This window comes from Dermacoccus barathri, from assembly GCF_015070805.1.
GTDB lineage: Bacteria > Actinomycetota > Actinomycetes > Actinomycetales > Dermatophilaceae > Dermacoccus > Dermacoccus abyssi.
In genome coordinates this window covers 61,922-88,268 of the sequence record NZ_JADCTK010000008.1, presented here as the reverse complement: position 1 = coordinate 88,268, position 26,347 = coordinate 61,922, and the positions used below count along the sequence as shown (strand labels likewise).

Genomic DNA, 26,347 nt, shown 5'->3' with positions numbered 1-26,347 from the left:
GGCTGGGCCTCATCCCACGACGCCTTCACCGATAGCCTGAACACCATCAATGGTGCGTTGACCGGTTGAATCCGCCACCGTTTTCGCTACACGGAATCCGTGGTTGAGGCGTGGTACGTGACGGAGTCGTCTTCTTCAAGTGGCGATCCATGTTCTCTCGCCAGGTCGACAATCTGCGCGACCACGACCTCTGCCCGCGTGGAGCGTCGAAAAATTGCTGAGATGGGTGCCTGCTGCACGGCCCAAGCTGTGACAGGCCATCGGTCTTGTCGGGTGATCCAAATACCGTCCTTGCCGGGCTCGACTCGACCAATCTCAGACCACGGCACATGCTTCTTGAGTACCGGGTTGCTCACGATCAAGCCCGCTTCGGTGGCGGTTATCCGCGAACTGATGCCGCATCTGTATGTGACTAAGGCGCACGTCGCACACATCACGACAGGCGGAAGCATGTCCATGCGTGTCGCGTCACCTGGGGGGAACGCGAGCAGCCAAAGCGCCGTCGCAACAGCCGCAGCTATGAGCACCGAGCAGAACCGTCGAGTCATGGGCGCGCAGCGCCACACCCGAATCGGATCCCGCTGAGTTGCCTTGAGCTGGTCCATGTTGGGGAGCCTATGCCCCCAAAGTGCGAAGATTCCGGGTACAGCGTGCCCGCTGTAGCTCAAACGAAGGTTTCGTGCACCATCCGCTCCGTGCCGTGGCGTGCATCTGGGGTGGGTGGTGTGCATGCGCACTCGCCGCGAGTGGGGGTGTTCTCCAAACCCCAGTGTCGGCCGGTGGTAGCCGACACGTGTTGGTAGCGTCGCAGCCATCCACGTTGCACGTTCTAACCGTCGCGCTTGGAACCGACATCTTCACGCTGCGCCAACTAGACGTCGGGGCTTGAGCGCGCTGCCCGTCGTCCCAGCAGGCCCGCACGCTAGACCGGGCTCAATGCCGCCCCATCCAGTCGGCCTGCCACTTCGAACAAGAAGGTGATTCATTCGTCGAACGGGGCGCCACAATGGATGGCATGAGTGCCCCTGCCGCGTCGATCTCGTTGTTGCTCGAGGCAGTGGCACGGGGTGAGGCAGCAGGCTTGGAGAGGCTGTACGACCTGTCGATCTCGCGGGTCTACGGTGTGGTGTTGCGTGTGCTTCGCGATCCCGCGTTGGCGCAAGAGACAACGCAAGAGGTCTTTATCGAGGTGTGGCGCAAGGCAGCCTCCTTCGACGGTTCTCGCTCGAGCGGGTGGGGCTGGCTGCTCGCTATCGCTCACCGACGCGCTGTCGACGTGGTGCGTTCGAATGAGGCGTCGCGCGCACGTGATGGCGCCTACGCCCAAGAGCTTGAGCGCGCAATTGTTCCCGGGCCCGAGGATGAGACCGTGGCCCGCGCCGAGCGGCTCCGGGTACGCGAGTGCATGCAGAGCTTGACTCAGTTGCAGCGCCACGCGCTCGAGATGGCGTACTGGGATGGGCTGACTCACACGCAGATCGCACACGAGCTGGGGGCTGCTTTGGGCACGGTGAAGTCACGTCTACGTGATGGCGTCCGTGCCTTGAAACGCTGCCTGGAACCTACCGGGAAGGAAGGGTCATGAGTTCGGATGAGCATGCGATGCTCGAACTGTATGTTCTTGACGCGGTGGACGAGATGGAACGTCGGCGCTTCGACAAGCACCTGCGTGCCTGTTCCACATGCCGCCAACAGCGGGACTCGATGCGCGAGGTGCTCGCTGATCTGAGTCGCACGGTGGCAGTGCCCGCGCCACCGCAGCTGCGAGAGCAAGTTCTCGCGATGGCCCGATCGACGCCGCAGAACGGCAGTATTGCGCTGGTTGAGGAGGCGACGGATGCTGATAGGCACCCATCTCACCTGCTACGGCGGCGCGGTGTGTTGGCGGCGGCCGCGGCAATCGTGCTTGCGGCTGCAGGCGCCGGCACGTGGGAAGCCACCCATTCATCGCCCTCGCCTCCTTCGGCCGCCGCGATCCTGGATGATCCCAAAGCGGAGCACGCTCGGGCGATCTACCGTGGTTCGGTGGTCACCGTGGCGCGAAGAAACGGGCGGGCAGCGGTGCGGTTCGTGCCAGCCCCACCGCAGGTGCCTGGGCGTGTCTACACGGCTTGGTCAGCAGACGGCTCCGGCGCGCTCCGGAACGCGGGACAGCTACCTTCGACGAGCGGAGCCGCGACGATCATGCTCGACGGCGACGTCAGCGCCGCGCGAGCTGTGGCCTTCACCACGGAGAGGGCGGGGATGCGCCCGACGCAACCCTCCACTCCGGCCTTGTTCACCGTGCACTTGAACTAAACCGATCGTGAGGTGGATGGAGCCGAACTCACCGTGCTGACCCAAGGGTGCGCCGAGGCATGTGCCGGGTGTCGAATCAGCTCGCCGAAAGTTCCTGTCGGCCTCGGCAACCCTCGCTGTCGCATACGCTCGGCGTGTACTCCTCAAGGATGAAGGGCCCGTCGACCTTGTCACCCCCGGCACCTACTCGTGACTGACTTCAGGACGTCCGAGATCAATGGTGACGTGCTGATCGGCACGCCCACTATCCGATAGTTTGCTGCGCCTTACGTCCATGAGCACCCATCTGTTCGTCGTGGGACCGCCAGCGGTGCACGCTCTAGAGATGCTGATCCGACGAATGCAGCGGGCGACCGTCGTCTCCACTCGCGCAGGTTCCTTGGGGGTGGTGAGTGCGGTGTCGAGGCCCGGCGCGCATCGTGCGAATGTCTCAGCCTCGGCGCGCCGTTCGGAGGCCAGCTCGCACTGCCTGCCTGTCGAGGCGACAAACATGTGACGGACGGCGCCCGCCCCCAGTGAGCTTTGCTGAGGCCGCGCTCTGGTCAGCGCAAGGGCTGGGCCGCACGAGTCGAGACCTCGGCCGCCGTAGCCAGGAGATTCTGTGCGGGCATGCGGGCCAGCGATGGTGGTCCTGGTGTCTGCGGGGTCGCTCGGCGCGCGTCAACGCCGGCGCCGCAGCGCTTTGACCTGCGCATCCGGACGAGTTGATGACGTGGGTGTGGGCCCGTCGATGGTGGGGCCTTCCTAAGAATTTTTTGGGTATGCCCCATCCAGGACGCGGCAGGCTCCGAACACTCCACAGTTCGACCTTCACGGCGGCCCCCTGTCCGCCGGGTCGGGCACAGGTGAAAGGAATTGATCATGACGACCTTGCGAACGATCGCATCCACCGCGGGCGTGCTGGCCGCGACGACACTCGCTGCCGCCCCCCTCGCAGGTGCTGCAGCCGCCGGCGCGGCGACGCCCGCGCACAACGCGCCCACGTGGACGTTCCAGGCGAAGCTGACCGAGCTGAACCACAGTGGCGCCTGGTCCACCGTCTGGGGAAGTTTGCATGGTGATCAGCTCAAGCTGAAGATCACCAGCCATGGGCTGGCTGCGGGCGCCCCGCATGCGCAGCACATCCATGTCGGTGGCTCGGGGACGTGCCCGAGCCCGAACGCCACGGGCACAGGCGTCAACGGCCATCTGCTGGTCAAGGACGCCATGAAGAACTACGGCATGCCCATGGTGTCTTTGACGACCAGCGGTGACACGAGCGCGAAGTCAGCTCTGGCCGTCGAGCGGTTCCCCGCAGGTGATGACACCTACGAACGCACCATCACGCTGGATGCGAAGTCGCTGCAAGCGGTCAAGGACGGCAGCGCCGTCATCGTGCAGCACGGGATCGACTACAACAAGAACGGCAAGTACGACGGGCCCGCCAAGTCCGACCTCGACCCGAGCCTGCCCGAAGAAGCCACCGACCCGGCAACCTGCGGTGTGCTGACCAAGAGCCAGATGAACCAGATGCCCTCCGGTGGTGTGCAGACCGGGATCGGTCAGCACAACCCCACCTCCGGTTGGGCCACCACCACCGGCGCTGGTCTTGTCGCGGCGGGCGCTGTCGGCTTCGCGGGTGCAGGCCTGGCGCGCCGACGCCACAACCGCAGCGCACACAACGAGTGAGCGTCTGAGTTCGCTTCCATGACATACCCTCCACGATCAGCCCGCCGCCACCTCATCACCGTGGTGGCGTGCGGGCTGCTCGTGCTCCTGGGCATCGGCGCCATGTGGTGGGGGCGTTCACATCAGTACAGACCACCCCCTGCCACATCTGCCCCGGCCACGCACGCCGGGGCACCCACATCATCGAGGTCAGTCCCGGTGAACACCCGCGGCAGTGCCGACGTTGCACAACCCGTCAACGTCTCGATTCCCCGACTGGGCTTGTCCGAAGATTTGCTGAGCTTAGGGCTCGATGCGTCTGGTGCCGTGGCCGTACCGAGCGGAGCCGACGTACAGCGCGTGGCCTGGTTCAACGGCTCACCTCGGCCGGGTCAACCCGGCCCCGCAGTCATCGAAGGACACGTCATCACACCCGACGGCAACGGGCCCTTCCACGAACTCGCCACACTCAAAGCAGGCGACCGCGTCTCCGTACGCGATACCGCCGGAAAGACCCACGACTTCACTGTTTACCGAACCGCCCAATACTCCAAGACCACATTTCCTACCACCGAGGTGTACGCCAACACCGCCGGCCCAGAACTACGCCTCATCACATGCAGCGGAACATTCGACACCCGCACTGGCCACTACGACTCCAACACCGTCGTCTACGCCCACTAGAGGAACTCACCCCCGCTGTCTTCTCGTTGGTTGTGACGGCTACCCCCTCGGCCTTGTTGACAGCCCTACGGGCCCTGCCCGTCGTACGTTCAACGGCGCCCGCTCCTTGTGCAGCTGCCAGCTCGGAATGTGGGGGAGTGACCGGCGGTGCGGGGGGTGGCCCAGTCCAAACTCGCCCCACACCACTGGCTGCGGGCGCCACCCTTAGCCCTTCGGGGATAAAGCGGCTAGGCGCCACGCTGCGCGCAACCGACGATCGAGGATGAACCACGCACGGTCACTCCGAGTTGCTCAGCGACCTGCCGTACGGCTCCGCGTCGACGTTCGGGATCTTGCCGGGCCTCGATCGCGAGCCTCGTTGAGTGCTACTGACGCTCTGCCGGATACTTCCGTGGTGCTGCCATACTGTCCATCCTCGCGTTGAATGACAGCCTTAACCGAACCAGGGGCGATGCACCCCTACACCTTCCCGAAGGTGACGAGGCCGTCGGCGCCGATGTGAGGGTTGTCGGCCGCCGGCACGCGCTCGCCCTCGCGGACGGCGCCGGGAGGGGCGCCGTCACCGAACGGACGGCCACCGAGGCGCTCGCGGCCGTGCGGTGCGGCCCACACGCTGAGGTCGGGGCCGTCAGGCACGATGCCCGTCGGATTGATGTCCGAGTGCACGACGTAGTAATGCTGCTTGATCTGCGTGAAGTCGACCGTGTCGCCGAAACCGGGCGTCGCGAACAGGTCACGCGCATACGCCCACAGGTTCGGCATCTCGGTGAGCTTGCGCAGGTTGCACTTGAAATGGCCGTGGTAGACGGGGTCGAAACGGACCAGCGTCGTGAACAGACGGACGTCGGCCTCGGTGATCGTCTCGCCTACGAGGTAACGCTGCGTCGCGAGGCGCTCCTCCAACCACTCCAGCGCCGTGAACAGACGCTCGTAGGCGGCGTCGTAAGCCTCCTGCGTGCCGGCGAAACCGCACCGGTACACACCGTTGTTCACCTCGGTGTAAACCCGCTTGTTGACGGCGTCCATCTCATCGCGCAGCTCCTGCGGCCACAGCGTCGGCGCGCCCTCACGGTGGAAGCGCGTCCACTGCGAGCTGAAGTCCTCGGTGATCTGCGGGAAGTTGTTCGTCACCACCTGCCCGCTCGGCACGTCGACCATCGCCGGCACCGTGATGCCCTTGGGGTAGCCCGGGAAACGCTTCTCGTAGGCGTCCTTGAGCCGGGGGATGCCGAGCACGGGGTCGACGCCGCCCGGGTCGAGATCGAACGTCCACGAATCCGCATCATGCGTGGGGCCGGTGAGGCCCATCGAGATCGCGTCCTCGAGACCCAGCAGGCGCCGCACGATGATGGCGCGGTTCGCCCACGGGCACGCCCGCGCCGCGACCAGTCGATACCGTTCGCTCTCCACCGGCCACTCGGCGTCAGCGTCATCGAGGATCCTGTCCTCGATGTACTGCGTGTCGCGCTCGTAGCTCTTTCCATTCTCGACGTAGGACATGGATGCTCCATTCTGTGATCGATCGGATCCGAGGACGAGGTCAACGTGAGTCGATGAAAGTCGCACGGTGTCGGGAAGCTGCGACGCGCCTTACGCGCTTCGCTGTCTCTCTCCGTCACCGTATCGGCTCGGACGGGTGCGGACGACGAAGGGCCGCACTGACTGAGTAGGGAGTGCCGGCCCTTCGGGCGAAGGTCAGACGTCAGCGCGTCTTGGCGTTCGCCAGGCAGCCGGTCGTGAAGGCGCCAACCTCGTCGATCTGCGACGTGTAGTCGCCGTTGAAGGTGAGGTTCGAGCCGTTCTCCAGGCGGATGAGGCACACCGGCGTCGACGCGATGCCGTTGAGGTTGCCACACGTACCGATCGTGCCGAGCGGCTTGCGAGACAACATCATCCGTCTCCTGTGCCGGCGATGCGTGGGCCCCTCCACACGTAGCCCTCCCACGAGAAGGTGCTCGGCACCGGCGTCGGAGCCTCAGTCGCGGCTCACGTCAGCGGCTCGAGCTCCCCGAGCACCTCGTTGAAGCCCTCGGTGCTCGAGGGGTGCGTCCAGATGCCGTCGCGCAGGTCCGAGACCTTCGCGCCCAGGCGCATCGCGAGCGACACGAAGTTGATGAGCTCCTGCGAGTCGATGCTGAACACCGTCGCGCCGAGGATCTCCTCGGTGTCGTCGTCGACGAAGATCTTGAACAGGCCACGCGTGTCGCCGACGATCTTCGGGCGCGGCATCGCCGCGATCTTCTCCACCGGCTTCGACGCCACGAGAACCTTGCGGCCGCTCTCGCGCACCTGCTTCTCGTTCATGCCCACCATCGACAGCGGGGGCGTGATGAACGTCGAGTTCGGCACCGCGACGCGGTCGCTGCGACGACGCGTGCCGTCACCGACGATGGCGTCCCACACGATCCGGTTGTCGTCGAGCGAGATGTACGTGAACTGCGGGCCGCCGTTGACGTCACCCACCGCGTAGACACCCTCGACGGACGTCTGGAGCTGGTCGTCGACCTCGATGAAGCCGCGCTCGTTCGTCGTGATGCCGACCGCGTCGAGGCCGAGTTCCTTCGTCGCAGGCGCGCGGCCCGCGGCGACGAGCACGGCGTCCGCCTCGAACTCACCGGCGCTCGAACGCGCGACGACGGCGTCAGCGGTCTCGGAGAACTCCTCCACCTTCACGCCCGACTCGACGCGGATGCCCTCGGCCTTGAGCGCGTCGAGGACGGCCTCGGCGACGTCACGGTCGACGGCGGGCAGGAACGTGTCGCCGCCGTCGAGAACCGTCACCTCCGAGCCGAAGTGGGCGAACATGTTCGCGAACTCCAGACCCACGAAGCCTCCGCCGATGACGACGAGACGCTTCGGGAAGGGCTCGACGTGCTGGATGGTCGTCGAGTCATAGATGCGGTCGCCGTCAGCCCCTGGGATGGGCAGGCGGGCCGGCGTGGCACCCGTGCCGACGATGATCTTCGACGCTGTTACGTTGACCTCGCCGTCGGCGGTGTCGATGCTCACCTCGTGCGGCCTGACGAAGCGCGCCGTGCCGTCGATGAGCGTCACGTTCGGCTTCTCGACCATCTTGTGATTGGCCGCGTTGAGCTTGCTGATCAGCGCGTCACGCCCCGCGACGGACTGCGCGAAGTACTCGGCCGGGTCGTCGCTCTCGCGGCGCTGCTCGGCCGAGACGACGAGGTCCTTCGTCGGAACACACGCGATGTTGATGCAGGTGCCGCCGTACATCTTGGGGGAGCGCTCCACGAGCGCCACCGAGTGCCCGGCCGCCGCGTACCGCCCGGCGAGCGTCTTGCCCGCCTTGCCCCAACCGATGACCAGAAGGTCGACGTCCACTGAGTGCTCCTTCACCTGGCGCGCTGATGTTCTGCCGTCATTGGCCGGAACGAGCCATCGACGTCGGATATCTCGCGTCGTGCACCGGTTCAGGACGAACGTCCGTGAGTTCGCTCAAACTCCACCGACGAGTCCGAACCGGTCGGTAGCGTGGCGTGGGTCACGTCGGACGGAAGGAAACGCCATGACCAACGAAACCACCCCCGAGGTGCTCGACGTCGTCGTCATCGGCGCCGGCCTCTCCGGAATCGGCGCGGGTTACCGCCTCACCGAGCGCATGCCCGACCTCAAGTACGCGATCCTCGAACGTCGCCCCTCGCTCGGCGGCACCTGGGATCTGTTCCGTTACCCCGGCATCCGTTCCGACTCCGACATGTACACGCTCGCCTACCCCTTCGAACCGTGGCAGCACGAGCGCGCCATCGCCGCGGGCAGCGACATCCTCGACTACATCAAGCACACCGCCACGAAGTACGGCATCGACGAGCACATCCGCTACGAGCACGAGGTCGTGCGCGGCGACTGGTCGAGCGAGGACGCCCTGTGGACGCTCACCGTCCGCACCGCCGACGGCGAGCAGGAGGTGCGTACCCGCTTCGTCTACGCCTGCAGCGGCTACTACTCCTACGACGAGCCGTACAAGGCCGACATCCCGGGTATCGACGACTTCGGTGGCACGGTCATCCACCCCCAGTTCTGGCCGGCCGATCTCGACGTCACGGGCAAGCGCATCACCGTCATCGGATCGGGTGCCACCGCCATCACCCTTGTGCCGGCGCTCGCAGACGCCGGCGCCGACGTGACGATGCTGCAACGCACCCCGAGCTTCGTGCTCGGCCAGCCCGGCCGCGACCCTCTCAACCGCCTCCTGCGCGGACGAGTGAGCGACGAGCGTCGTCACGCGATCCTGCGCAACAAGAACGTCTTCCTCCAGTGGGGCTCCTACCAGTTCGCCCGTCGCGCCCCGAAACTCACCACCCGAGCACTGCGCGCCGGCGTGCGCATGAGCGCCGGCACGAGCCACATGGAGAACTTCACCGCGCCGTACAACCCGTGGGATCAGCGTCTGTGCCTCGTGCCCGACGCCGACCTGTTCAAGGTGCTCAAGAAGGACGGCGCCCACGTCGTCACCGACACGATCGAACGTGTCGAGGCCGGTGGCATCCGCACCACGTCGGGCACGTTCATCGACGCCGACCTCATCGTGACGGCCACCGGCCTCTCCCTCGAGATGCTCGGCGGCGCCGAGGTGTTCGTCGACGGCGACAAGGTCGACCTCTCCGAGCGCCTCGCCTACCGCGGCTGCATGCTCGAAGGTGTGCCGAACGTCGGCATGTGCGTGGGCTACATCAACGCGTCGTGGGGGCTGCGCAGCGATCTGTCCAACCGGTTCATCGCGCGCGTCGTCGAGCACATGCGCACCACCGGATCAGACATCGCGACGCCTGTTGCGCCCCCCGGTCTCGAACGGGCGCCCCTGCTCGAGATGGAATCCGGCTACCTTCAGCGCGGCGCGGCGCTCATGCCGCGCAAGGCGAAGACTCCGCCGTGGACGATGCGCCAGGACTACCTCGCCGAAGCCCGCGAGATGAAGAACCCGCCCGTCACGACGGACATGCGGTACTCGCGCCGTGGTGAGCCGGTGGCAGCGACGCCGACCTCCGACGGCGTCGAGGCCAGTGCGCGATGAAGCTGGGACGCTCGTCGTCTGGGCCGAAGACGATGCTCGTCACCGGTGCGGGCGCCGGCATCGGCCGGTCGATCACCCGCCGGTTCGACACGGCCGGATGGCGAGTGGCCGCCTGTGACATCGACCTCGCCGCCGTCGAGGCGCTCGCGAGCGAACTCGGTGCGAACGTCGTCGCCTACGAACTCGACGTCGTCGACCCCGCAGGCTGGCAGCGCGTGCTCGGTGATTTCTGCGGCGACGGCGGGCTCGACCTGCTCGTCAACAACGCCGGCATCGTCTCGCCGGGTTACTTCGTCGACGTGCCGCTCGGTGCGCACTTGGCTGCGGTCGACGTCAACCTCAAGGGCGTGATGACGGGCTGCCACACGGCGTATCCGTATCTACGCCGCGGCAATTCGCCCCAGGTCGTCAACCTCGCGTCGGCGTCGGCGCTCTACGGTCAGGCCGAGCTCGCCGGGTACTCCGCGACGAAGTTCGGTGTGCGCGGGTTGAGTGAAGCGCTCGACCTCGAGTGGTCACGTGACGGCATCCGCGTCCAGGCCATCTGGCCGCTGTTCGTCGCGACCGCGATGACCGAGAACATGGACATCGGCACCGTGAACCGCATGGGCGTGCGGCTCGGACCGGACGACGTTGCGGCGGCTGTGTGGAAGGCCGTCAATCGCCCGCGGATGTTCGACGCCGTCCGCTCGATCCACCGGCCGGTCGGTGCGAACACGACGGTGTCGATGCTCGCGACGGCCGTGAGCCCGTCCTGGATCCAGCGCCACATCAACGGGTACCTGGCGCGACGCTGACGCCTTGTCTCTCAGCAGGGCGGCGCATGCCTGAGTAGCCTGCGCTCATGAGCGCACCCATGACCGCCCTGGCGGACGAACTCGTCGAGCGGCTGCGCAGCCTCGGCGACTCCGATGACGCGGTGGCGAAAGCTCTCTATCTGCAGGCGTTTCCGGGCGGGTACGCCGAGGGTGACGAGTTCGTCGGTGTGCGGGTGCCGCAGGTCCGGGCGCTCGCCAGGGACGTGCGACGCAGCGTCGAATTGGACGACCTCGACGCGCTGCTCCAGCACTCGATCCACGAGGCTCGGCTGCTCGGCGCTGTCCTTGTCGTGGAGCTCTACAAACCGGCCAAGACTCCGCCAGAAAAACGTGACAAGGTCGTCGAGCTGGTGCTCGCGCGGATCAAGAACCTCGACAACTGGGACCTTGTCGACACCGTCGCCCCGCACACGCTCGGGCGGTGGCTGCTCGACAAGGCGGAGGCCGAGCAGGATCGGGTGCTCGACGATCTCGCCGCGTCACCGTCGCTGTGGCGCAGGCGATTCGCGATGGTGACGACGCTCGGCATGATCCGTGCGGGGGAGTTGCGCCAGACCTTCAGGCTCGCCGAGCTTCTCGTCGACGACGAGCACGACCTCATGCACAAGGCGGTGGGGTGGATGCTGCGCGAGGCGGGCTTGCGCGACCGGGAGATGCTCGACGTGTTCCTCGAGCGTCACGCCGCGACGATGCCCCGCACGGCCCTGCGCTCCGCGCTCGAGAAGCACGACGCCGCGTCACGCCAAGACTTCATGGCGCGACGCAGCACGTGACGCTGTCGCTCAGCGGGCCGACGAGGGTTCGTCGCGCGGCAGCAGGCTCTGGGGGTCGTAGCCGAGACGCTCGAGGTAGCGCTGGGCGCCCCGTGAGCTGAGCATGCTCCACGTTCCTGCGACAACTGCGAAGACCGCCAAGGTCGCGAGCACGAACACCGTGGCGTTGCTTCCGTCCGCGAAGTGCACGGCCGCAAGGATGAGCAGGACGACGAGGGAGACGCCGAGCGCCCACACGCTCGTCTTGTACTGCAGGGCGAGGCGTCGCGCCTCGGTGAGTTCGACGTACTGGAGCACTGGGTCGGCGCTCGGGTTGGCGGTGCGCACGGCCCGGCGGACGATGCGACGGCGACCGAAGTCGAGCCCGAGCACGAGCGGGACGAGGCCGTCACGATGCCCACCGAGGATCGGTCGACGTTGGCTCATCGCCATGAAGAAATTGAGGGCGCCGATGACGCAGGCGACGACGAAGAACGTCAGGTCGAAGGTCTGCGTGAGCACAAGGACGGCGGCGAAACCGGGCAGCACCGCGGCATTGAGCACCTGACGAAGCCAATAGCGACGTCGGGCGGCAGGACGCAGGTCGTCGATCTGCGCGGCGATCGACCCTTCGGGCGCGATGTGTTCCACGTGAAACCTTCCATTGATCGCGTCCACAGTAGTGGCGCCGTTCGTGAACGACCGAAGATGGTTTGTCGGTTTTCACACCCGCATGGGCCGGGGGGGTACTTTTCATCCGTGCCGTCCCGCCCCGCGCCCCGTCAATCCATGACTGCGCTGTGGATTCTGGCCGCGATCCTCGCGTTGCCCCTGCTCGTGTGGGTGCTCCGCTGGAACGGGGAAGGGTGGATCCCGCAGGGAGACCAGGCAATCATCGCGTTCAAGACGCAGGACGTCTTCAGCGGGCACCCGCCCGTCATGGGCATGCGCTCGACCAGTGCGAACACCGTCGAGGCCTCGGCTGCCCACCACCTCGGGCCGATGCAGTTCTACCTGATGGCTCCCTTCTACGCGGCCTTCGGCTGGCAACCGATCGGTCTCCTCGTCGGATGCGCGGCGATGGCGGCAACGTTCATCGCGATTTCGGTACGCCAGGCGTGGCACGTGGCGAAGTGGCCGGGTGTAGCCCTGGCCGTGTTCTGCGTTGTCGGTGTCGAACTGTCGATGCGCGCCGTCCTCGTCCTCCCCTGGAATCCCTACCCGCCCACACTCGGCCTTGTCGCCGTGCTCATCACCGCGTGGCGACTCGTGCGCGGAGGCGCACGCGCCCTGCCGTGGTTCATCGGCACCGCGAGCTTCGTGCTGCAGGCGAACCTCTACTACGTCCCCGTCATGGCTCCCCTCATGCTCGGGCTGGCCGGCTTGGGCCTCCTGCGATGGTGGCGACGCCGCGGCACGATGTGGCCGCTGCCGGGCGAGGGGAGCGCGTACGACGAAGAGGCGATCTGGCAGCGACCGGGCATCCTCGCGATTGTGGTCGGGCTCGTGTGCTGGGCCCCGTCCATCGCAGAGCTGTTCCTCTACTCGCCGAACAACCTGGAGGAACTGTCCGCCCTCGCAGGCGGCACCTTCCCGGTGGTGAGGATTCTGGAGGCGGTCGCGGCCGTCGGTGTCGTTGCTCTGGTCGCGTGGTGGACGATGCGCCGCGGGCGCCCCAGCAGGGCCGCTGCAGCGCGATGTGTCGCCGTCCTCATCGGCCTCGGAGTGGGCGCCGCGTATGTCCTCGGAGGTTCGGCGCGTGCGCCCTACGCGTCGATGGCGTGGGCTGCGCCCTACTTCATGGTCGGGGCGTTCGTCTGGCCGGTCGTGGGCCTCAGGACGCGGTGGTGGCCTCGGGTGAACGCGCGAGCACTGCTGGGGGCGGGCGCCGTCGCTGCGCTCGTCGCGGGCCTTCTCACCGCACCGAGCGCCGCGTTCGCGTCGCCGGGCACGGCGGAACAACTCGGCAATTCCGACACGTCGCGCGCCACGGTCGACGAGGCGGTGAAGCTCATCGATCGACGTGTCATGGGGACGCCGCCGATCGAGGTGCTCGGCGGTGGCGTCCAGTCGGCGTTCGGTGATTCGCCCGCTCTGATGCTCGAACTGGCCCATCGGGGGTATGACACCTACATGGTTCGCCCTTGGCCCAACGACGAGGACGACGACATGCGCTCGTCGAAGAACGCACCGCCCAAGCGCGTCGTCATCGTCCTGCACGAGACGAAGCCGATCGAGCTCATCATTCCGTGGGAGTGGCCGAGCCGCCCCTGATGCCGTGACTACCTCAAGAGCGCCAGGTAGTGCACGTCCGCGACACCGTCGGGCAGCCACTCCGGGCGCCCGGTGGCCACGGTGCGCCAACCGCGCCGCGCGTACATCGCGGAAGCAGCGGCGTGAACGGGGAGGACATCGAGCACCGGGACGAGGCCACGATCGACGATGTCGGCCTCCGCGTGGGCCAGCAACGCACGTCCGACACCGAGGCTACGGGCCTCAATGCTGGTGAACAAGGTTGTGACAGAGCGCAATCGATCTACCTCGATCCCCAGCCCGTCCCGGAAGATCTCACCGAAGTCGTCCTCGCTCACGATGCCGACCGCGACGTGGCCGAGGAGGCGCGGGCCCTCGTGAGCGACCCACGCGTTCTCATCGCTGCTGCGTGCGACGAAGTCGACATCTGGCATGGGAAGCGGCCACCGGAACGGGTACCGGCTCGACGCTTGTTGCCTGGCGAGGGTGTCGGCCAGCACCGGAAGGTCCGACGCTTCGCGGGCCCGCAGACCGAAGGTCAGCTCGCGGTCGCCGAGGTATTCGCCCATGCGCCGGTCTACCGAGCGCGAATCTGAGCGGCGACGTCGTCGAGGTCGTCCGCCATGCCGACGTGGACACCGCGTCCGACGTTGTAGCCGTCGGTGTCGAGGCGCCCGCGCGTCAGCTCGGCGTCGTCGAAACCGGCGAACCACACGTCGTGGCCCTCGGAATCCAGACGACGCACCGACTCCCAGAGCATACGGATCGCCGGGTCGTCGAGCGCGTGAACGTCGACGAGGTCGAACACGACGATCTCCGGCTCCGGCGGCTCGTCGACGACGAGCCGGACGACGCGCTCGGCACCCGCGAAGCGGATGTCGCCCTGCAGATCGTAGACGTGGGCTTCGACGCCGTCGAGGAGTTCGACGACCTCCGAGCGGCGCACGACCGAGCGTGCCGGCGGCGGGACGTCCATGAGGTGCATGTCCATGTCCTCGCTCAGGCGCTCGAACACGTCGACGCCGCGCGCCGAGGTGCCGTGCGGGTCGAGCGGCGGCGAGAATGTCGCGAGCCCGACCTGCCCCGGCAGCGCGCCGAGGATGCCGCCGCCGACACCGCTCTTCGCCGGGATGCCGACGGCGGTGAGCCAGTCGCCTGCGGCGTCGTACATGCCGCACGAGAGCATCACCGACATGACGTGGCGGGCTGTGCGCTGGCTGACGACCTGCTCGCCCGTCACCGGGTGAAGGCCGCCGCCTGCGAGCGTCGTCGCCATGATGGCCAGGTCGCGCGTCGTCACGACGACGGCGCACTGCTCGACGTAACCGCGCACGATGACGTCCGGGTCCTCGGGCAGGATGTCGTAGCTGCGCAGCATGTGACCGATGGCCATGTTGCGGTGAGCGGCGCTCCACTCGGACTCCGCGACCTCGGTGTCGATGCGTAGGTCGTGGCCGGCAAACGCCGAAAGCCCCTTGAGGACGCGCGCGACCCGGGTCTCCTTCGAGTCGTCGGGCTCGCCGATGAGGGAGTGGGCCGTGATGGCGCCCGCGTTGATCATCGGGTTGAGCGGACGCTTGCTGCCCGCCTCGAGCGAGAGCTCGTTGAACGCTTCACCGGAGGGCTCCACGCCGATGCGTTCCATGACCTCGTCGAGGCCCCGCTGCTCGATCGCCATGGCGTAGATGAACGGCTTGCTGATCGATTGGATCGTGAACTCGAACCTGTCGTCGCCGGCGGCGTAGATCTTGCCGTCGATCGTCGCGAACGCGATGGCGAAGATGTCCGGGCTGACGCGCGCGAGCTCCGGGATGTAGTCGGCATTCTTGGCCGACGCGTCCGGAGCGCAGGTGTCGAGCAGTTCGTTGAGGTAGTCGAGAATCGGCGATTTCATCGGTTTCAGCCTATGGGGCGGGAAGTTGCCTGCCGAATCGTTCGGGCCGCCCGGACTGTTGACGGTTGGCGCAGTTCGGCGCGGCCGACGCAGTTTGATCCAGCTCGAACTGCGCCAAGCGCACCGGACTGCGTCAGCTGGGCTGACCTACATGCTCACCTTTGCTAGGGGTTTCTAGGGGTGACCGCAGATGTGGTCAGAGACGGCGATTGAGTGAGGATGGAGCTATGAACACCACGCACACTCACGGCGCCGACGACCAGAACTGGGACGAGATCTACGGCGAGGAGCAGGTCTGGAGCGGCAACGCGAACGTTGCGCTCGTCGCCGCGATGGAGGGCAAGCTTGCCGATCTTCCCGTCGGGCGCGCGCTCGACGTGGGCTGCGGCGAGGGCGGCGACGCCGTGTGGCTCGCCGAGCGCGGCTGGCGGGTGACGGCGCTCGACGTCGCCGAGGGCGCTCTCGCTCGTGGGCGTCACGCGGCGGAAGCCAGGGGAGAGAAGGTCGCCGGCAACATCGAGTGGGTTCACTCCGGCCTGCTCGAAGCGGGCCTCGCACCGGGTCTCTTCAACCTTGTGAGCGCTTTCTACCCCGCTCTTCGTAAGACCGAAGAAAAGGCGATCGAGCTCTCGCTTCCCCCGCTCGTGGCACCCGGAGGCGTGCTCCTCGTCGTCGCGCATGACGGGATCGACCGCGCGGCCGCTCTCGAACGCGGCTTCGATCCGGACGACTATGTCGCGCCCGACGACATCGTCGCTGCATTGCCGCACGGCTGGGAGGTCGAGCGCTACACCGCTGAGCGCCATGTGACGGAGGGCCGCGGCGCGCATCACCACGCGGACGTCGTCGTCATCGCGCGCCGCAGTGCGGAGTCCGGCGGGGTCGACGCGCAGGAGTGACGCCGATTCTGACGGCTGCGCTCAGCGATCCCCACGCACCGACGCGCGGGTGAGCGGCGGGTAGATGGTGCGGGCGCTGCCGGCGCGGTAGAGCTTCGCCGGACGTCCGCGCCCACTGCGGCTCTCGCCGGTGGCCTCGACGAAACCGTCGACGCTCAACACCTTGCGGTGGAAGTTGGCGGGCTCGAGGGTGCCGCCCCAGACGGCCTCGTAGACGCCGCGCAGCTCCGACATCGAGAACTCGCCGTCGAGGAATGCCGTTGCGAGGCGGGTGTATTCGAGCTTGGAGCGAGCGCGTTCGATGCCGTCGGCGAGGATCTCGGCGTGGTCGAAGCCAAGCGGCATCTCGAGCGCTTCCTCGACCGGAACCCACTGCGCCTCGAGGGCGTCGGTGGCGGCGTGCACCTCGGGCAGATGGGCGCCGAGCACCACCCACGCGACGCTGATGACGCGGTGCGGGCGGGGGTCGCGGCTCGGGAGCGAGTACGTCTTGAGCTGCTCGAGGACGACCTCGCTGCGCTTGATGCCGACCTCTTCGCGCAGTTCGCGGTACGCCGTTTCTTCGGCCGATTCGCCGCGCTTCATGAAGCCACCGGGCAGAGCCCACTTGCCGTGCTCGGTCGTGGCGGCCCGCCGGACGAGCACGACGTGCAGCACACCCTGACGAAGGGTGAGGACGACCATGTCCGCGGCGACGTACGCGACTTCACGCGAGGAATCCGGCATGCCCCAATTCTAGTCAGAGCGATAAATGCACACCCGCCCGGGAGGCTGCAGATTTCACGCGGTGTTCAGCGGCGGCGCAAGGCGCGTGTGGTGGCGCGTCTCGCGCCTCGAGCGCGGCGTTTCCACCGGTGGGCGACACCCGCGAGGCGCCACCAGCGAGCGGCCGGCAGGCACCGTTCGAGCGGCAGTGGTGAGCGCTGGCGACCGGCCTCGTCGAGGCACTGGCGCAGCACGTCGACGAGGACGTGGACGTCGTCGGCCGCACGGTGGGCCTGCGTCACGGGAATGCCCCAGTGCTCGGCGAGCGTGCCGAGGCGCAGGTTGCGGCTCGGGATGCCGAGCTGACGGGCGAGTGTCACGGTGCACAGGCGCTCCTCGACCGGCAGTGACGTGTGGGCGCGGGCGGCCTCGTGGGCGAGAAACGTCCAGTCGAACACCGCGTTGTGCGCGACGAGGATGCGCCCCTCGAGCAGGCCGCGCAGGGTGTCGGCGACCTCGGCGAAGGTGGGCGCGTCACGCAGGTCGTGATCGGTGAGGCCGTGGATGTGCACCGGCCCGGTGCCGCCCCGCGCCCTGACGAGCGTGCTCCACTCGCTCTCGACGACGCCTGCCGGGCTCAGCTGCGTGACGGCCACCTCGATGACGCGGTGCTTCGTCGGGTCGAGGCCGCTCGTCTCGACGTCCACGACGGCGAAACCGCGCCGCAGGGACGGCGTGGGGGCGCTCGGCGCGGACATGAGGGGCTCTTCTCACTGCTGGGAACAGGCCGCACGGCCTGCGACGCCGTCGTCGTGCGGCGTTGAAACCAGACTAGGAGAGGGGGCCGACAACCCCGGAATCCCGTGGATCCGACGGTCGAATTCGCCGTCTGCGCTCTCCGAAAGTGCGAGGGTTTGATGACAGAGAAGCTGTCGAGAGGGGCTATCGTGACGAAGCGCGTGCTGCACGGCGTCCTCGCCGTCCTTCTTCTCGTGCCACCCCTCGTGTGGTTCGGTGCCCGGAATCGCCTCCTTCCCGAGGCGCTGACCACTGGCGTCGGCGGCATGATCTGCTGGGGTCTCGCCTGGGTGTGCCTCCTCTCGTCCGCGTGGCTGCTCGCGACCGCGTTCACGAAGGACGACGAACCGGAGGAATCCGCGGACGGCGCCTCCGACACGCCTGTTTCCCGCTCCTGAGCGTGCAGCGAAAGCTCCCGATACAACGATTCCCCATCGGCGCTACCAACAGCGCCCACGGGGAATCATCTCGGCGAACGGTTCTCGCCGACCACGCGGATCAGGGGCTGACCATGCCCCCGTTGATGTTGAGCGTTTCGCCCGTCACGTAGCCCGATTCGGCCGACGCCAGGTAGACGTAGGCGCCCGCCACCTCGGCCGGCTGCCCCGAACGTCCCATCGGCGTGCTCTGCCCGAACTCCGGCAGGGCCTCCTTCGGCTGGCCGCCCGAGACCTGCAGCGGCGTCCAGAACGGGCCGGGCGCCACGACGTTGACGCGGATGCCCTTCGGCGCGAGCTGCTGTGCGAGGCCCTTGCTGAACGTGTTGATCGCGGCCTTCGTCGTCGCGTAGTCGAGCAGGTGATCGCTCGGCTTGTAGGCCTGGATCGAGCTCGTGTTGATGATCGTCGAACCGGCCGGCATGTGCGGCAGGGCCTCCTGCGTGATCCAGAACATTGCGTACACGTTCGTCTTGAACGTGGCGTCGAAGTCGGCGCTCGTGAGGTCGGCGATGTCGTCGCAGTACTGCTGACGCGACCCGTTGTTGACGAGGATGTCGAGGCCGCCGAGCTTCTCCACGGCGTCGTTCACCATGCGGCGCGTGGCGTCCTCGTCCATGAGGTCGCACGGCAGCAGGACGGCCTTGCGGCCGGCGTCCTCGATGAGCTTGCGGACGCTCTCGGCGTCCTTCTGCTCCTCGGGGTGGTAGTTGATCGCCACGTCGACGCCCTCGCGCGCGTACGCAATGGCAACGGCGCGACCGATGCCGGAGTCGCCGCCCGTGATGAGCGCCTTGCGGCCCTCCAGGCGGCCGCTGCCGCGATAGGTGTCCTCACCGTGGTCGGCCTTCGGCGTCATCTTCGTGTCGAGGCCGGGCCAGCCCTGCTGACGGTCGCTGAAGTTCTCGTTCGTGTACTGCGTGACGGGGTTGGTGAAGGTGTACTGATCGGCCATCGTTCACTCCTCGAGAGATGCGGTGCGAGGCGCGTCGATGCGTGCGGGGCGGCCCCGCGAGCCGACGCGCGCCAGTTCACCCTTGACGGTACGCACCGCGGATGAACAGCAGGCAGACCCGAGAGGGTGGTAATCACACCCTTCGGCGACCACCGGCGGGACGCTCGACGAGGGGGCGTTGCGGACGGCGATCGTCGTTCGGTGCGTAGCCGCCCTGACACGTCGGGCAGCTGAACAGCGTTCGTTCACGGCCGGATTCACCGATCATCGCGACGCGCACCGTGTCCGTGCAGCGCACGCACGGCAGCCCGGAGCGGGCGTGGACGCGTTTCGTTTCGCCATCACCGGCGCGACCCGTCGAGCTCTGGACACCCGTGGTGGCGCTCGCGAGCATGAGTCGGCGGGCGTCGTCGAGCACCGCGCGCAGTGTCTCGTCTGGCACCTCGGCAACCGCGAGCCACGGCAAGACGCCGTGGACGAAGAGCATCTCGCTGATCCAGAAGGTACCCAGCCCGGCAAGGTTGCGCTGGTCGAGCAACGCCTCACCGAGGAGGCGCTGGGGCTGGCCTCTCAGGTTGTCGAGGGCGGCGTCCAACCCGGACTCCAGCCAGCTCTCGCCCAGGATGTCGGGCCCGAGACGGCCGGTGATCGCCTGCTCCTCGCTCGTCGGGATGACGTCGAGCAGGCCGAGTTTCGAGCCCACCGCGAGTGCGTCGGAGACGTAGAGCAACGCCCGCGTCGTGTGGCCGCGCTCGGCCCGCCGCACCTGGGTCTCGAGACGCTTCGCCTCGCGCGGAGGAGCGGCATGGGGTGCGACGAGCGTCGACCACCGGCCCTCCATCTTGAGATGCGAATGGATCGTCACGCCGCCGGACAAGCGGTGAAACAGGTGCTTGCCGTACGTCGCAACGGGAAGCGACTCCCGCCCCGCCAGATCCGTTGTCGCGAGGCTCGGAACACGAAAGTCGGTGCGCGTGAGGACCTTTCCACTCAGGGAAGCGTCGAGGCGTCGAGCGGTCCAGACGATGGTGTCGCCCTCCGGCATGCTGCCTCCTCGCTCGTCGGATCCTTCTCGTGGTCATCCGACACGAGAGTTTCACGTGAAACGCCCGTGCGCCCCTGCGTGACACGATGAGATGCCACCACCGACCGTCAGGAGACCAGATGTCGTGGGCACGTATCGTGCCGATGCTCCTCACCGGAGTCGTCATGCTCGCAGGATGCTCGGGGGGAGACGAGTCGTCGCAGTCCGAGACGAGCAGTTCAACCTCGTCAGCCGTGAGTGCAACGTCGTCGCCCAAGCCGTCGGAATCGTCGCAGAAGTCGTCGCCCGGCGGCGACGAGCCCATCGGTGACGGCGGCATCGACCTCAAGAGCATGGCGCCGTCGACGTCGTATCCGGCCGAGCAGCTGTCCGGCCCCCGCGCCGGCGACTGCTACGCCGGGGGAAGCCGCATCTACGACCGTCGCGGCATCACGTGCGCCGACGCGAAGAAGGCCTTGGCCACCTACGAAGCGACAGCCGAGGGGGCCAAGGGCGCATCCTCGAAGGTCGGCAGCTACACGTGCTCGCACAATCCCGATGAGATGGTCGGCCAGGGCGCTGCGCCGGGTTCGTGCCTCGACGACGACGAGGCAGTCGTCTTCAACTGGCGTTACCCGGGAGCCGTGCAGCCGCGCTGATCGTCACTCGACGATCTGCTCGACCACCCGGTTGCCCTTCACCGAGAAGGTGCGCGTGAACGGCTTGTTCGGCAGCTCTGCGCACACCTGGTTCTCGCTGCGCTCGGCGCCTTCCACGACGATCGTTCCTCCGTCGACGACCTTGATGCTCTTGATGTAGGTGCCGCATCGCTGAGCGCTCGGCAGGGCGGATGTCGTGAGCTGACGCGGTCCGCTCGGCCCACCCAGCCAGACGATGGGGGTGTCGCTGTAGCCGTTGCCCTCCGCCTCCTCGAGCACGACGATCGCGTCTTCGTAGCCGTCGTCGTCGAGGTCGTAGAACAGCGGAGTGTGCGTCCAGAGCTGGTAGTGCGGTGACACGCTGTAGGTGCGCGTCGAGCCGTCGCTTCCTGCCGTGCGTGCCCGGCCGTTCTTCATCGTGACGCGCGAACCGTCCGCCGTCGTCCACGTGGCGTTCTTGAAGTCGAAGGACGTGATCGCCTCACGACCCGAAGCGTTCGCAGCCGTTGCGCCGGACGTCGGCGTCTTGCTCCAAGCACGCGTCGTGGGTGGAGGGTTCGACGCGGAGGACGGGCCCTCCGTGGTGTTGCTCGCGCTGGACGACGCCGTGCTCGACGGTGACGCAGAGGTGACCTCGTCCTGGCGTGCCCCGAGGGCGAGCGCGGCGGTGAGCGTCAGAGCGGCGACGGCGGTGGTGCGCATGGTGTTCCCTCCCAGGTGCAGCAGGGCGCGAGCGCCCCTTCACAGCTGAGACGTAGTTCACAGGCCGTCGGTTCCCTGTGAGTTGATCAGGGCCGATCAGCCCGGTCAGTGCGAGCGCAGAGCTTCGATGAGTTCGTCCTCTGTCATCGAGCTGCGGCCCTCGATGTCGAGTTCGGCGGCCCGCTTGTGCAACTCGTCAACGCTCCAGTCGTCGTAGCTGCCCGCTTCGCCGCCCTTCTCGCCGACCTCGCTGCGCGAGGAGTTGGCGGCCGCGTTGGCGATGCGTGCCGACTTCTCCTTGCTGTTGCCCTCTCGACGCAGGGCCTCGTACATCTCGTCGTCCTTGACCGACGGGCCCGGGTCTTCCTTCTTCTCAGCCATCGACACTCCTTGAGATCGCGTGGGATTCAGTGCAATTCCACTGTGCCACGTCAGGTTTCGTCGCTGAAGTTCTCCACGGCGTCACGTTCGCCCGAGACGATGACGATGTCGCCCTCCTCGAGAACGGTCTCCGGCGTTGCATAGGTGAAGCTCTGGCCCGCACGCTTCACGCCGACGACGGTGACGTTGTAGTACGAACGCACGCGCGTCTCGGCGAGGGGCTTGCCGAGAACCGCAGCGGGCGGCTGCGTCTTGATGAGCGCGTAGCCGTCGTCGAACTCGATGTAGTCGAGCATCCGGCCGCGCACGAGGTGGGCGACGCGCTGGCCCATGTCGTGTTCCGGGCGCACGACGTGGTGGACGCCGAGCTGCGTCAGGATGCGCGCGTGCGACTGGCTGACGGCCTTGGCCCACACGTTCGAGATGCCCATTTCAAGCAGGATCGAAGCGGTGAGGACGCTCGATTCGAGGTCGGTGCCGATCGCGATGACGGCGCGGCTGAACTCGTGAACCGAGAGCTGACGCAGTGCCTTGTCGTCGGTGGAGTCGGCTTGCACGACGTGCGTGAGGCGGTTGGCGAGCTGCTGTACGAGCTTGTCGGAGGCGTCGATGCCGAGCACCTCGATGCCCTCTCGCTCGAGTTCGAGGGCGAGCGACTTGCCGAAACGGCCGAGGCCGATGACGACGACGCCGTCGGAGAGGTTCTTCCTAGCCAATGATGGGCCTGCCTTCCGGAAGCTTGTAGCGGCGGGAACTCTCGCGGATGGCGAGGGCGGAGACGAGGGTGATCGGCCCGAGTCGGCCGAAGAACATGAGGCCCGAGACGAGGATCTGAGCCGACGGTGGCAGTTCCGGCGTCACCCCGGTGGACAGGCCCACGGTGGCGTACGCCGACGTCGTTTCGAACATTGCATCACGCAGCGGCAGGTGTGTCATCTGCGTCAGCGCGATCGTGCCGGAGATGATCGCGGCGATACCGATGAGCGCGACGGTGAGGGCCTGACGCATGGCGCGCGAGTCGATGCGGCGGTCGAACGCCGTCGCGTCCTCCTCACCGCGCACCTCGGCGATGATCGCGATGAGCAGGAGGAAGAAGGTCGTCACCTTGATGCCACCGGCGGTGCCGGCCGAGCCGCCACCGATGAACATGAGCGCGATCGTGGCGATGAGGGTGCCGTCCTCGATGGCGCCGTTGTCCCACGTGTTGAAGCCGCTGCTGCGCGGCGCGACGGAGTGGAAGAGGCCGACGAGCAGCTTGTCGAAGCCGTGGTGGGTGCCGAGCGTCTGCGGGTTGTTCCACTCGAGCGCCGTGAGCAGGATGGCACCGCCGACGAGCAGAACGCTCGTCATGAGCAGCGTGATCTTGGTGTGGAGGCTCCAGCGGTGGGGCTTGTGCTGGCGCAGCAGCTCCATGATGACGGGGAAGCCGATGCCGCCGAGCGTCACGGCGATGGAGATGGGACCGACGATGAGCGGGTCGGTGGCGTACGACATGAGGCTGTCGCTGAAGAGCGCAAAACCGGCGTTGTTGAACGCCGAAACGGCATGGAAGACACCGAGGTACGCGGCGCGCCCGAAACTTTCGCCGTAGCCGAGCCACCATCGCAGAACGAGCGCGATCGCCGTCACCGACTCGATGACGACGGTGACGCGCAGGACACCGAGCAGGAGGCTGCGCAGGTCACCGATCGCCTGACTCTTCGTCTCCTGCGCCGTCGTGACGCGCGTGCGCAGCCCCACCTTGCGCGCGAGAACGAGGCCGAGCAGCGACGCCAGCGTCATGACGCCGAAGCCGCCGATCTGGACGAGGACGAGGATGACGACCTGGCCGAACGGGGTCCAGTAGTTCGGGGTGTCCACCGTCGACAGGCCGGTGACGCAGATGGCGCTCGTCGCGGTGAACAGCGACGTGACGAAGGGGGCGCGCCCCGGGTCGTGCGTCGCGATGGGTAGCGAGAGCAGCACCGCCCCGACGAGGATGGCGGCGGCGAACGCGAGGGCCACGACCTGGCTGGGGTGGCGCAGAAATTTGCGACGTCCTCGCGTGGCTGCGGCCATGCCCGCCAGTGTCCCACAGGGGCGTCCTGCGCCTGCCGCAGTGACGGGTTCGTTCGTTGGGCAGAGTTCGTTGCGGTTAGGCCGTGTCGGCGACTACCCAACCGCAGCGAAGTCTGCCCGGTGCTCGATCAGTTCTCGGGCGGGGTGCTGCCGGTCATACGGACGGTGTGGTCGACGTCGTCCCACGCGAAGTAGGCGACAGTGGTGCCGCTCGCGTTCGCGGTGCCCTCGCCCTCCTTGGGCCAGTGGTAGACGACCTTGATCTTGTCGTCGCTGACGCGGGTGATCGTCGGCCAGAAGCCATAGCCCTTGGCGGTCGCGGTGCCGAGGTACTCGCCGTGGCGGAACAGGGCGATTTGCCACGGGGAGCTGCCGGTGCCGCGCTCGATGGGCAGAGCGACCCAGGAAAGGCCGGCGCAGCGGTCCCACCCGTTGATGGAGGAGTCGGCCGTGTACTTCCAGCGGGTGCCGTCGCCGAACCCCGGGTCGTACGGGGGCACTCTCTTGGCAGCGTCGCGTGCGGCCTGGGAGGCGGTGGAGGTGGAGCACTGCGCCTCGGAGTCGGGGGTGCTCGTGGTGCTCGGCGTCGTTGCTGCGGGCGTCGACCGCGTGGCCGACGCGCTCGACGTTGCGGTTCGGGTGGGCGTGCCCGAGGACGTGGTGCTCGAGCCGCCGCCCGAGGCTGACGAGGACGAAGCGCTCGACGACGCCGTGACGCTGGGCGAACCTCCGGCGGTCTGCTCCTGCTGGCAGGCGCCGAGGGTGAGGGTGAGGGCCGTGGCCGCGAGGGCGGTGACGGCGGAGCGGGTGACCTTCATGGCTCTCTCCTTGGTCGTGCCTGCTGATGGTTCTGTGACGCGGGGCACGACGGAGAGGTTCCATGGAGAAACGATCCTTCACAAAGGATCGTTGGGCAGACTTTCCTGCGGTTGGGTCGAGTCGGAGACTGCCCAACCGCAGGAAACCCTGCCCAACGGTCGGCTCAGGGCGTCAGTCGCACTGCCAGCAGACGCCGTTTGCCGGGAGCTGTGTGAAGCACGTGGGACACACGGGCTTGGGGGCGTCCGCGCGCTCGGCGATGCGTGCCTTCTCGGCGCGACGCTCGGTGCGCTCGCGGCGAGCGACGAGGTGCTCGGGCAGGGTGGCGGTACCGCCGTCGGCGGGCAGGTCCGTGGCGTGCTTGCGGTAGCACAGGAGCCGGTGCTCGGCGGCGTGCGCCTCGACATCGGAATCGGCGGTCACGGCGGGCAGCTCGACGTCTTCCGCCGTCGGGATGCGCCAGTAGGCGGCTCCGACGGTTCCGTCGGCCTTGAGACACAGCGACGTCAGCGGCGGCTCGCCTTGCTGCGCAGCCTGGACGGCGCACAGCTCGAGGATCTTGCCTGCGAGGGTGGCGCTCGGCGTCGTCGTGCGGAGGCCGGATTCGTCCTGCACGCGCGTCGTGAGTTCCTTGTAGGTCGTCACCGCGTTGTAGCGGGTGGCGGTGTCGAGGAGGAGGGCGTAACCGATGCGCGTCCAGGCCTTGAGGGCGTCGGCGAAGGCGACGGGGCTGCCGTCGTCCTCGCGGAAGGTGCCACGGGCGGAGGGGGACGTCGACATCAGGCCTCATCTTTCGTCGGGGTGCGAAGCGTGACGGCGATTATTGCGAACGCCCCGACGTGGCCTGGGTAACACCCCCTCCGCGTCGATTCTGTAGACGTTCCGCGTCGTATGTGACGCCGAACGTCTACAGAATCCGGTGCCGATTACTCGCAGGCGACCCCGTCACCATCGCGGTCGAGTTTGAGGCTGTAGCCCGGCTCGCCAGCATGGATCGGGGCCGCCCCAGCAGCGCGGACGGCCGCACAGTTGGGGTAGTCGGCGGACCCACCCCCTCCTTGAGTCGGCTGCTGCGTGGTCGGCGACACGAGGTACTGCGGCTGCTGTGAAGTTGTCGTCGCGCTCGGTTCGCTCAGGGGTAGCGCGCGGGTCGCCGAGTTCGAGGAATCCGGCGCCTCCGTCCCGAAGAGACCGCGTGGTCCGGCCGTGGGATAGCCGTAGTCGTCGACCCAGAAGTTCCACCCCTGCGGCGGCGCCGGCCAGGAGGGGTCAGGGCGCCAACCCGGCTCGGGCCGCCAGTTCCATGGCGGACGGGGCCAGCCGGGAGGGGAGTTGAAGTGTTCCATGGTGCCGTTCCTCGTGAAGCGATGCTCTCGCCAGTGTGGGGCACGAACGATCGACGTGTTGACAGTTCGACTGACTCTCCGTCTGATTCTGTAGACGTTCCGCGTCGTATGTGACGCCGAACGTCTACAGAATCCCGGTGGCTGTCGGTGACATCGGCCACAATGGCGAGCGACTGCGCGTGAAGG

General features: G+C 67.3%; 28 protein-coding genes. 11 read left to right on the top strand and 17 right to left on the bottom strand.

Annotation, left to right across the window (positions count from 1 at the left end; genetic code table 11):
• The first annotated feature begins 1,015 nt into the window (after window positions 1-1,015).
• The 4 genes from IM689_RS13780 (at window position 1,016) to IM689_RS13765 (ending at window position 4,629) form a co-directional block, all read left to right on the top strand.
• Complete coding sequence (locus IM689_RS13780) at window positions 1,016-1,585, top strand: sigma-70 family RNA polymerase sigma factor (RefSeq protein WP_193644432.1); 570 nt, start codon at window positions 1,016-1,018, stop codon at window positions 1,583-1,585.
• Complete coding sequence (locus tag IM689_RS13775) at window positions 1,582-2,298, top strand: anti-sigma factor (RefSeq protein ID WP_193644443.1); 717 nt, start codon at window positions 1,582-1,584, stop codon at window positions 2,296-2,298. Before IM689_RS13780 ends, IM689_RS13775 begins: the two co-directional genes overlap by 4 nt.
• Before the next feature lie 861 nt (window positions 2,299-3,159).
• Entirely contained in the window at window positions 3,160-3,966 is an 807-nt protein-coding gene (locus tag IM689_RS13770) for a hypothetical protein (RefSeq protein ID WP_193644431.1), read from the top strand.
• A gap of 198 nt (window positions 3,967-4,164) precedes the next feature.
• Complete coding sequence (locus IM689_RS13765) at window positions 4,165-4,629, top strand: class F sortase (protein WP_193644430.1); 465 nt, start codon at window positions 4,165-4,167, stop codon at window positions 4,627-4,629.
• Between the two features lie 459 nt (window positions 4,630-5,088).
• On the opposite strand, the gene IM689_RS13760 is transcribed toward IM689_RS13765, so the two are convergent.
• The 3 genes from IM689_RS13760 to IM689_RS13750 form a co-directional block, all read right to left on the bottom strand.
• Window positions 5,089-6,129, bottom strand: a complete 1,041-nt coding sequence (locus tag IM689_RS13760) for a glutathione S-transferase family protein (protein WP_193644429.1) — start codon at window positions 6,127-6,129, stop codon at window positions 5,089-5,091.
• A gap of 202 nt (window positions 6,130-6,331) precedes the next feature.
• Window positions 6,332-6,523 carry a hypothetical protein gene (locus IM689_RS13755; RefSeq protein ID WP_193644428.1) on the bottom strand — a complete coding sequence of 64 codons (192 nt, stop codon included), beginning with the start codon at window positions 6,521-6,523 and terminating at the stop codon, window positions 6,332-6,334.
• Window positions 6,524-6,615: 92 nt separating this feature from the next.
• On the bottom strand, window positions 6,616-7,971 hold the full coding sequence (locus IM689_RS13750; protein ID WP_193644427.1) for an FAD-dependent oxidoreductase: 1,356 nt from the start codon (window positions 7,969-7,971) through the stop codon (window positions 6,616-6,618).
• 184 nt (window positions 7,972-8,155) lie between these two features.
• Here IM689_RS13750 and IM689_RS13745 point away from each other — a divergent pair, with 184 nt between their 5' ends.
• The 3 genes from IM689_RS13745 to IM689_RS13735 are packed head-to-tail and all read left to right on the top strand — an operon-like array spanning window position 8,156 to window position 11,252.
• Window positions 8,156-9,661: a flavin-containing monooxygenase gene (locus IM689_RS13745; RefSeq protein WP_193644426.1), complete on the top strand. Its 1,506-nt coding sequence runs from the start codon at window positions 8,156-8,158 to the stop codon at window positions 9,659-9,661.
• Entirely contained in the window at window positions 9,658-10,458 is an 801-nt protein-coding gene (locus tag IM689_RS13740; RefSeq protein WP_227484873.1) for an SDR family oxidoreductase, read from the top strand. Before IM689_RS13745 ends, IM689_RS13740 begins: the two co-directional genes overlap by 4 nt.
• A gap of 47 nt (window positions 10,459-10,505) precedes the next feature.
• Window positions 10,506-11,252 (top strand): DNA alkylation repair protein, encoded by a 747-nt coding sequence (locus IM689_RS13735; protein WP_193644425.1) that lies wholly within the window; start codon window positions 10,506-10,508, stop codon window positions 11,250-11,252.
• A 9-nt stretch (window positions 11,253-11,261) separates the two neighbouring features.
• On the opposite strand, the gene IM689_RS13730 is transcribed toward IM689_RS13735, so the two are convergent.
• The gene (locus IM689_RS13730; protein ID WP_193644424.1) at window positions 11,262-11,882 is read right to left on the bottom strand and encodes a hypothetical protein; all 621 of its coding nucleotides are present in this window, start codon (window positions 11,880-11,882) and stop codon (window positions 11,262-11,264) included.
• A gap of 138 nt (window positions 11,883-12,020) precedes the next feature.
• Here IM689_RS13730 and IM689_RS13725 point away from each other — a divergent pair, with 138 nt between their 5' ends.
• Window positions 12,021-13,505: a hypothetical protein gene (locus IM689_RS13725; protein WP_193644423.1), complete on the top strand. Its 1,485-nt coding sequence runs from the start codon at window positions 12,021-12,023 to the stop codon at window positions 13,503-13,505.
• Window positions 13,506-13,513: 8 nt separating this feature from the next.
• Here IM689_RS13725 and IM689_RS13720 read toward each other — a convergent pair whose 3' ends face one another.
• Both IM689_RS13720 and IM689_RS13715 read right to left on the bottom strand, forming a co-directional pair.
• The gene (locus IM689_RS13720) at window positions 13,514-14,053 is read right to left on the bottom strand and encodes a GNAT family N-acetyltransferase (protein WP_193644422.1); all 540 of its coding nucleotides are present in this window, start codon (window positions 14,051-14,053) and stop codon (window positions 13,514-13,516) included.
• 8 nt (window positions 14,054-14,061) lie between these two features.
• A complete protein-coding gene (locus IM689_RS13715) occupies window positions 14,062-15,378 on the bottom strand; it encodes a glutaminase (protein WP_193644421.1) in 1,317 nt (438 codons plus the stop codon).
• 227 nt (window positions 15,379-15,605) lie between these two features.
• Between IM689_RS13715 and IM689_RS13710 the strand changes: the two genes are divergently transcribed.
• Window positions 15,606-16,277, top strand: coding sequence for a class I SAM-dependent methyltransferase (locus IM689_RS13710; RefSeq protein WP_193644420.1), 672 nt, complete (start codon window positions 15,606-15,608; stop codon window positions 16,275-16,277).
• 21 nt (window positions 16,278-16,298) lie between these two features.
• Here IM689_RS13710 and IM689_RS13705 read toward each other — a convergent pair whose 3' ends face one another.
• Window positions 16,299-17,003: an NUDIX hydrolase gene (locus tag IM689_RS13705; RefSeq protein ID WP_129666310.1), complete on the bottom strand. Its 705-nt coding sequence runs from the start codon at window positions 17,001-17,003 to the stop codon at window positions 16,299-16,301.
• A 65-nt stretch (window positions 17,004-17,068) separates the two neighbouring features.
• Window positions 17,069-17,740: an exonuclease domain-containing protein gene (locus IM689_RS13700; protein WP_193644419.1), complete on the bottom strand. Its 672-nt coding sequence runs from the start codon at window positions 17,738-17,740 to the stop codon at window positions 17,069-17,071.
• Between the two features lie 189 nt (window positions 17,741-17,929).
• Between IM689_RS13700 and IM689_RS13695 the strand changes: the two genes are divergently transcribed.
• Window positions 17,930-18,178 carry a hypothetical protein gene (locus IM689_RS13695; RefSeq protein ID WP_187036550.1) on the top strand — a complete coding sequence of 83 codons (249 nt, stop codon included), beginning with the start codon at window positions 17,930-17,932 and terminating at the stop codon, window positions 18,176-18,178.
• A 100-nt stretch (window positions 18,179-18,278) separates the two neighbouring features.
• Here IM689_RS13695 and IM689_RS13690 read toward each other — a convergent pair whose 3' ends face one another.
• Together IM689_RS13690 and IM689_RS13685 are read right to left on the bottom strand one after the other, a co-directional pair.
• Window positions 18,279-19,172, bottom strand: a complete 894-nt coding sequence (locus IM689_RS13690; RefSeq protein ID WP_047310826.1) for a glucose 1-dehydrogenase — start codon at window positions 19,170-19,172, stop codon at window positions 18,279-18,281.
• A 133-nt stretch (window positions 19,173-19,305) separates the two neighbouring features.
• Window positions 19,306-20,217 carry a DNA-formamidopyrimidine glycosylase family protein gene (locus IM689_RS13685; RefSeq protein ID WP_193644418.1) on the bottom strand — a complete coding sequence of 304 codons (912 nt, stop codon included), beginning with the start codon at window positions 20,215-20,217 and terminating at the stop codon, window positions 19,306-19,308.
• Between the two features lie 119 nt (window positions 20,218-20,336).
• Between IM689_RS13685 and IM689_RS13680 the strand changes: the two genes are divergently transcribed.
• Window positions 20,337-20,855, top strand: coding sequence for a hypothetical protein (locus IM689_RS13680; protein WP_193644417.1), 519 nt, complete (start codon window positions 20,337-20,339; stop codon window positions 20,853-20,855).
• A gap of 3 nt (window positions 20,856-20,858) precedes the next feature.
• Here IM689_RS13680 and IM689_RS13675 read toward each other — a convergent pair whose 3' ends face one another.
• The 7 genes from IM689_RS13675 to IM689_RS14815 form a co-directional block, all read right to left on the bottom strand.
• Window positions 20,859-21,557 carry a hypothetical protein gene (locus IM689_RS13675; protein WP_193644416.1) on the bottom strand — a complete coding sequence of 233 codons (699 nt, stop codon included), beginning with the start codon at window positions 21,555-21,557 and terminating at the stop codon, window positions 20,859-20,861.
• A 105-nt stretch (window positions 21,558-21,662) separates the two neighbouring features.
• Complete coding sequence (locus tag IM689_RS13670; protein WP_193644415.1) at window positions 21,663-21,938, bottom strand: DUF7218 family protein; 276 nt, start codon at window positions 21,936-21,938, stop codon at window positions 21,663-21,665.
• 50 nt (window positions 21,939-21,988) lie between these two features.
• A complete protein-coding gene (locus IM689_RS13665) occupies window positions 21,989-22,654 on the bottom strand; it encodes a potassium channel family protein (protein ID WP_047310820.1) in 666 nt (221 codons plus the stop codon).
• The gene (locus IM689_RS13660) at window positions 22,647-23,996 is read right to left on the bottom strand and encodes a TrkH family potassium uptake protein (protein ID WP_193644414.1); all 1,350 of its coding nucleotides are present in this window, start codon (window positions 23,994-23,996) and stop codon (window positions 22,647-22,649) included. The genes IM689_RS13665 and IM689_RS13660 overlap by 8 nt, the downstream gene beginning before the upstream one ends.
• Before the next feature lie 128 nt (window positions 23,997-24,124).
• Window positions 24,125-24,814 (bottom strand): LppP/LprE family lipoprotein, encoded by a 690-nt coding sequence (locus tag IM689_RS13655; protein ID WP_182434797.1) that lies wholly within the window; start codon window positions 24,812-24,814, stop codon window positions 24,125-24,127.
• Window positions 24,815-24,986: 172 nt separating this feature from the next.
• Window positions 24,987-25,595: a hypothetical protein gene (locus tag IM689_RS13650; RefSeq protein ID WP_193644413.1), complete on the bottom strand. Its 609-nt coding sequence runs from the start codon at window positions 25,593-25,595 to the stop codon at window positions 24,987-24,989.
• A gap of 146 nt (window positions 25,596-25,741) precedes the next feature.
• Window positions 25,742-26,161, bottom strand: coding sequence for an excalibur calcium-binding domain-containing protein (locus IM689_RS14815; protein WP_227484872.1), 420 nt, complete (start codon window positions 26,159-26,161; stop codon window positions 25,742-25,744).
• Window positions 26,162-26,347 lie beyond the last annotated feature (186 nt).

Excerpts from the sequence above, each read along its gene's own strand:
- IM689_RS13780 (WP_193644432.1), top strand. The coding sequence starts at position 1,016 with ATGAGTGCCCCTGCCGCGTCGATCTCGTTGTTGCTCGAGGCAGTGGCA.
- IM689_RS13775 (WP_193644443.1), top strand. The coding sequence starts at position 1,582 with ATGAGTTCGGATGAGCATGCGATGCTCGAACTGTATGTTCTTGACGCG.
- IM689_RS13770 (WP_193644431.1), top strand. The coding sequence starts at position 3,160 with ATGACGACCTTGCGAACGATCGCATCCACCGCGGGCGTGCTGGCCGCG.
- IM689_RS13760 (WP_193644429.1), bottom strand. The coding sequence starts at position 6,129 with ATGTCCTACGTCGAGAATGGAAAGAGCTACGAGCGCGACACGCAGTAC.
- IM689_RS13755 (WP_193644428.1), bottom strand. The coding sequence starts at position 6,523 with ATGATGTTGTCTCGCAAGCCGCTCGGCACGATCGGTACGTGTGGCAAC.
- IM689_RS13745 (WP_193644426.1), top strand. The coding sequence starts at position 8,156 with ATGACCAACGAAACCACCCCCGAGGTGCTCGACGTCGTCGTCATCGGC.
- IM689_RS13740 (WP_227484873.1), top strand. The coding sequence starts at position 9,658 with ATGAAGCTGGGACGCTCGTCGTCTGGGCCGAAGACGATGCTCGTCACC.
- IM689_RS13735 (WP_193644425.1), top strand. The coding sequence starts at position 10,506 with ATGAGCGCACCCATGACCGCCCTGGCGGACGAACTCGTCGAGCGGCTG.
- IM689_RS13725 (WP_193644423.1), top strand. The coding sequence starts at position 12,021 with ATGACTGCGCTGTGGATTCTGGCCGCGATCCTCGCGTTGCCCCTGCTC.
- IM689_RS13720 (WP_193644422.1), bottom strand. The coding sequence starts at position 14,053 with ATGGGCGAATACCTCGGCGACCGCGAGCTGACCTTCGGTCTGCGGGCC.
- IM689_RS13715 (WP_193644421.1), bottom strand. The coding sequence starts at position 15,378 with ATGAAATCGCCGATTCTCGACTACCTCAACGAACTGCTCGACACCTGC.
- IM689_RS13710 (WP_193644420.1), top strand. The coding sequence starts at position 15,606 with ATGAACACCACGCACACTCACGGCGCCGACGACCAGAACTGGGACGAG.
- IM689_RS13705 (WP_129666310.1), bottom strand. The coding sequence starts at position 17,003 with ATGCCGGATTCCTCGCGTGAAGTCGCGTACGTCGCCGCGGACATGGTC.
- IM689_RS13700 (WP_193644419.1), bottom strand. The coding sequence starts at position 17,740 with ATGTCCGCGCCGAGCGCCCCCACGCCGTCCCTGCGGCGCGGTTTCGCC.
- IM689_RS13690 (WP_047310826.1), bottom strand. The coding sequence starts at position 19,172 with ATGGCCGATCAGTACACCTTCACCAACCCCGTCACGCAGTACACGAAC.
- IM689_RS13685 (WP_193644418.1), bottom strand. The coding sequence starts at position 20,217 with ATGCCGGAGGGCGACACCATCGTCTGGACCGCTCGACGCCTCGACGCT.
- IM689_RS13680 (WP_193644417.1), top strand. The coding sequence starts at position 20,337 with ATGTCGTGGGCACGTATCGTGCCGATGCTCCTCACCGGAGTCGTCATG.
- IM689_RS13675 (WP_193644416.1), bottom strand. The coding sequence starts at position 21,557 with ATGCGCACCACCGCCGTCGCCGCTCTGACGCTCACCGCCGCGCTCGCC.
- IM689_RS13670 (WP_193644415.1), bottom strand. The coding sequence starts at position 21,938 with ATGGCTGAGAAGAAGGAAGACCCGGGCCCGTCGGTCAAGGACGACGAG.
- IM689_RS13660 (WP_193644414.1), bottom strand. The coding sequence starts at position 23,996 with ATGGCCGCAGCCACGCGAGGACGTCGCAAATTTCTGCGCCACCCCAGC.
- IM689_RS13655 (WP_182434797.1), bottom strand. The coding sequence starts at position 24,814 with ATGAAGGTCACCCGCTCCGCCGTCACCGCCCTCGCGGCCACGGCCCTC.
- IM689_RS13650 (WP_193644413.1), bottom strand. The coding sequence starts at position 25,595 with ATGTCGACGTCCCCCTCCGCCCGTGGCACCTTCCGCGAGGACGACGGC.
- IM689_RS14815 (WP_227484872.1), bottom strand. The coding sequence starts at position 26,161 with ATGGAACACTTCAACTCCCCTCCCGGCTGGCCCCGTCCGCCATGGAAC.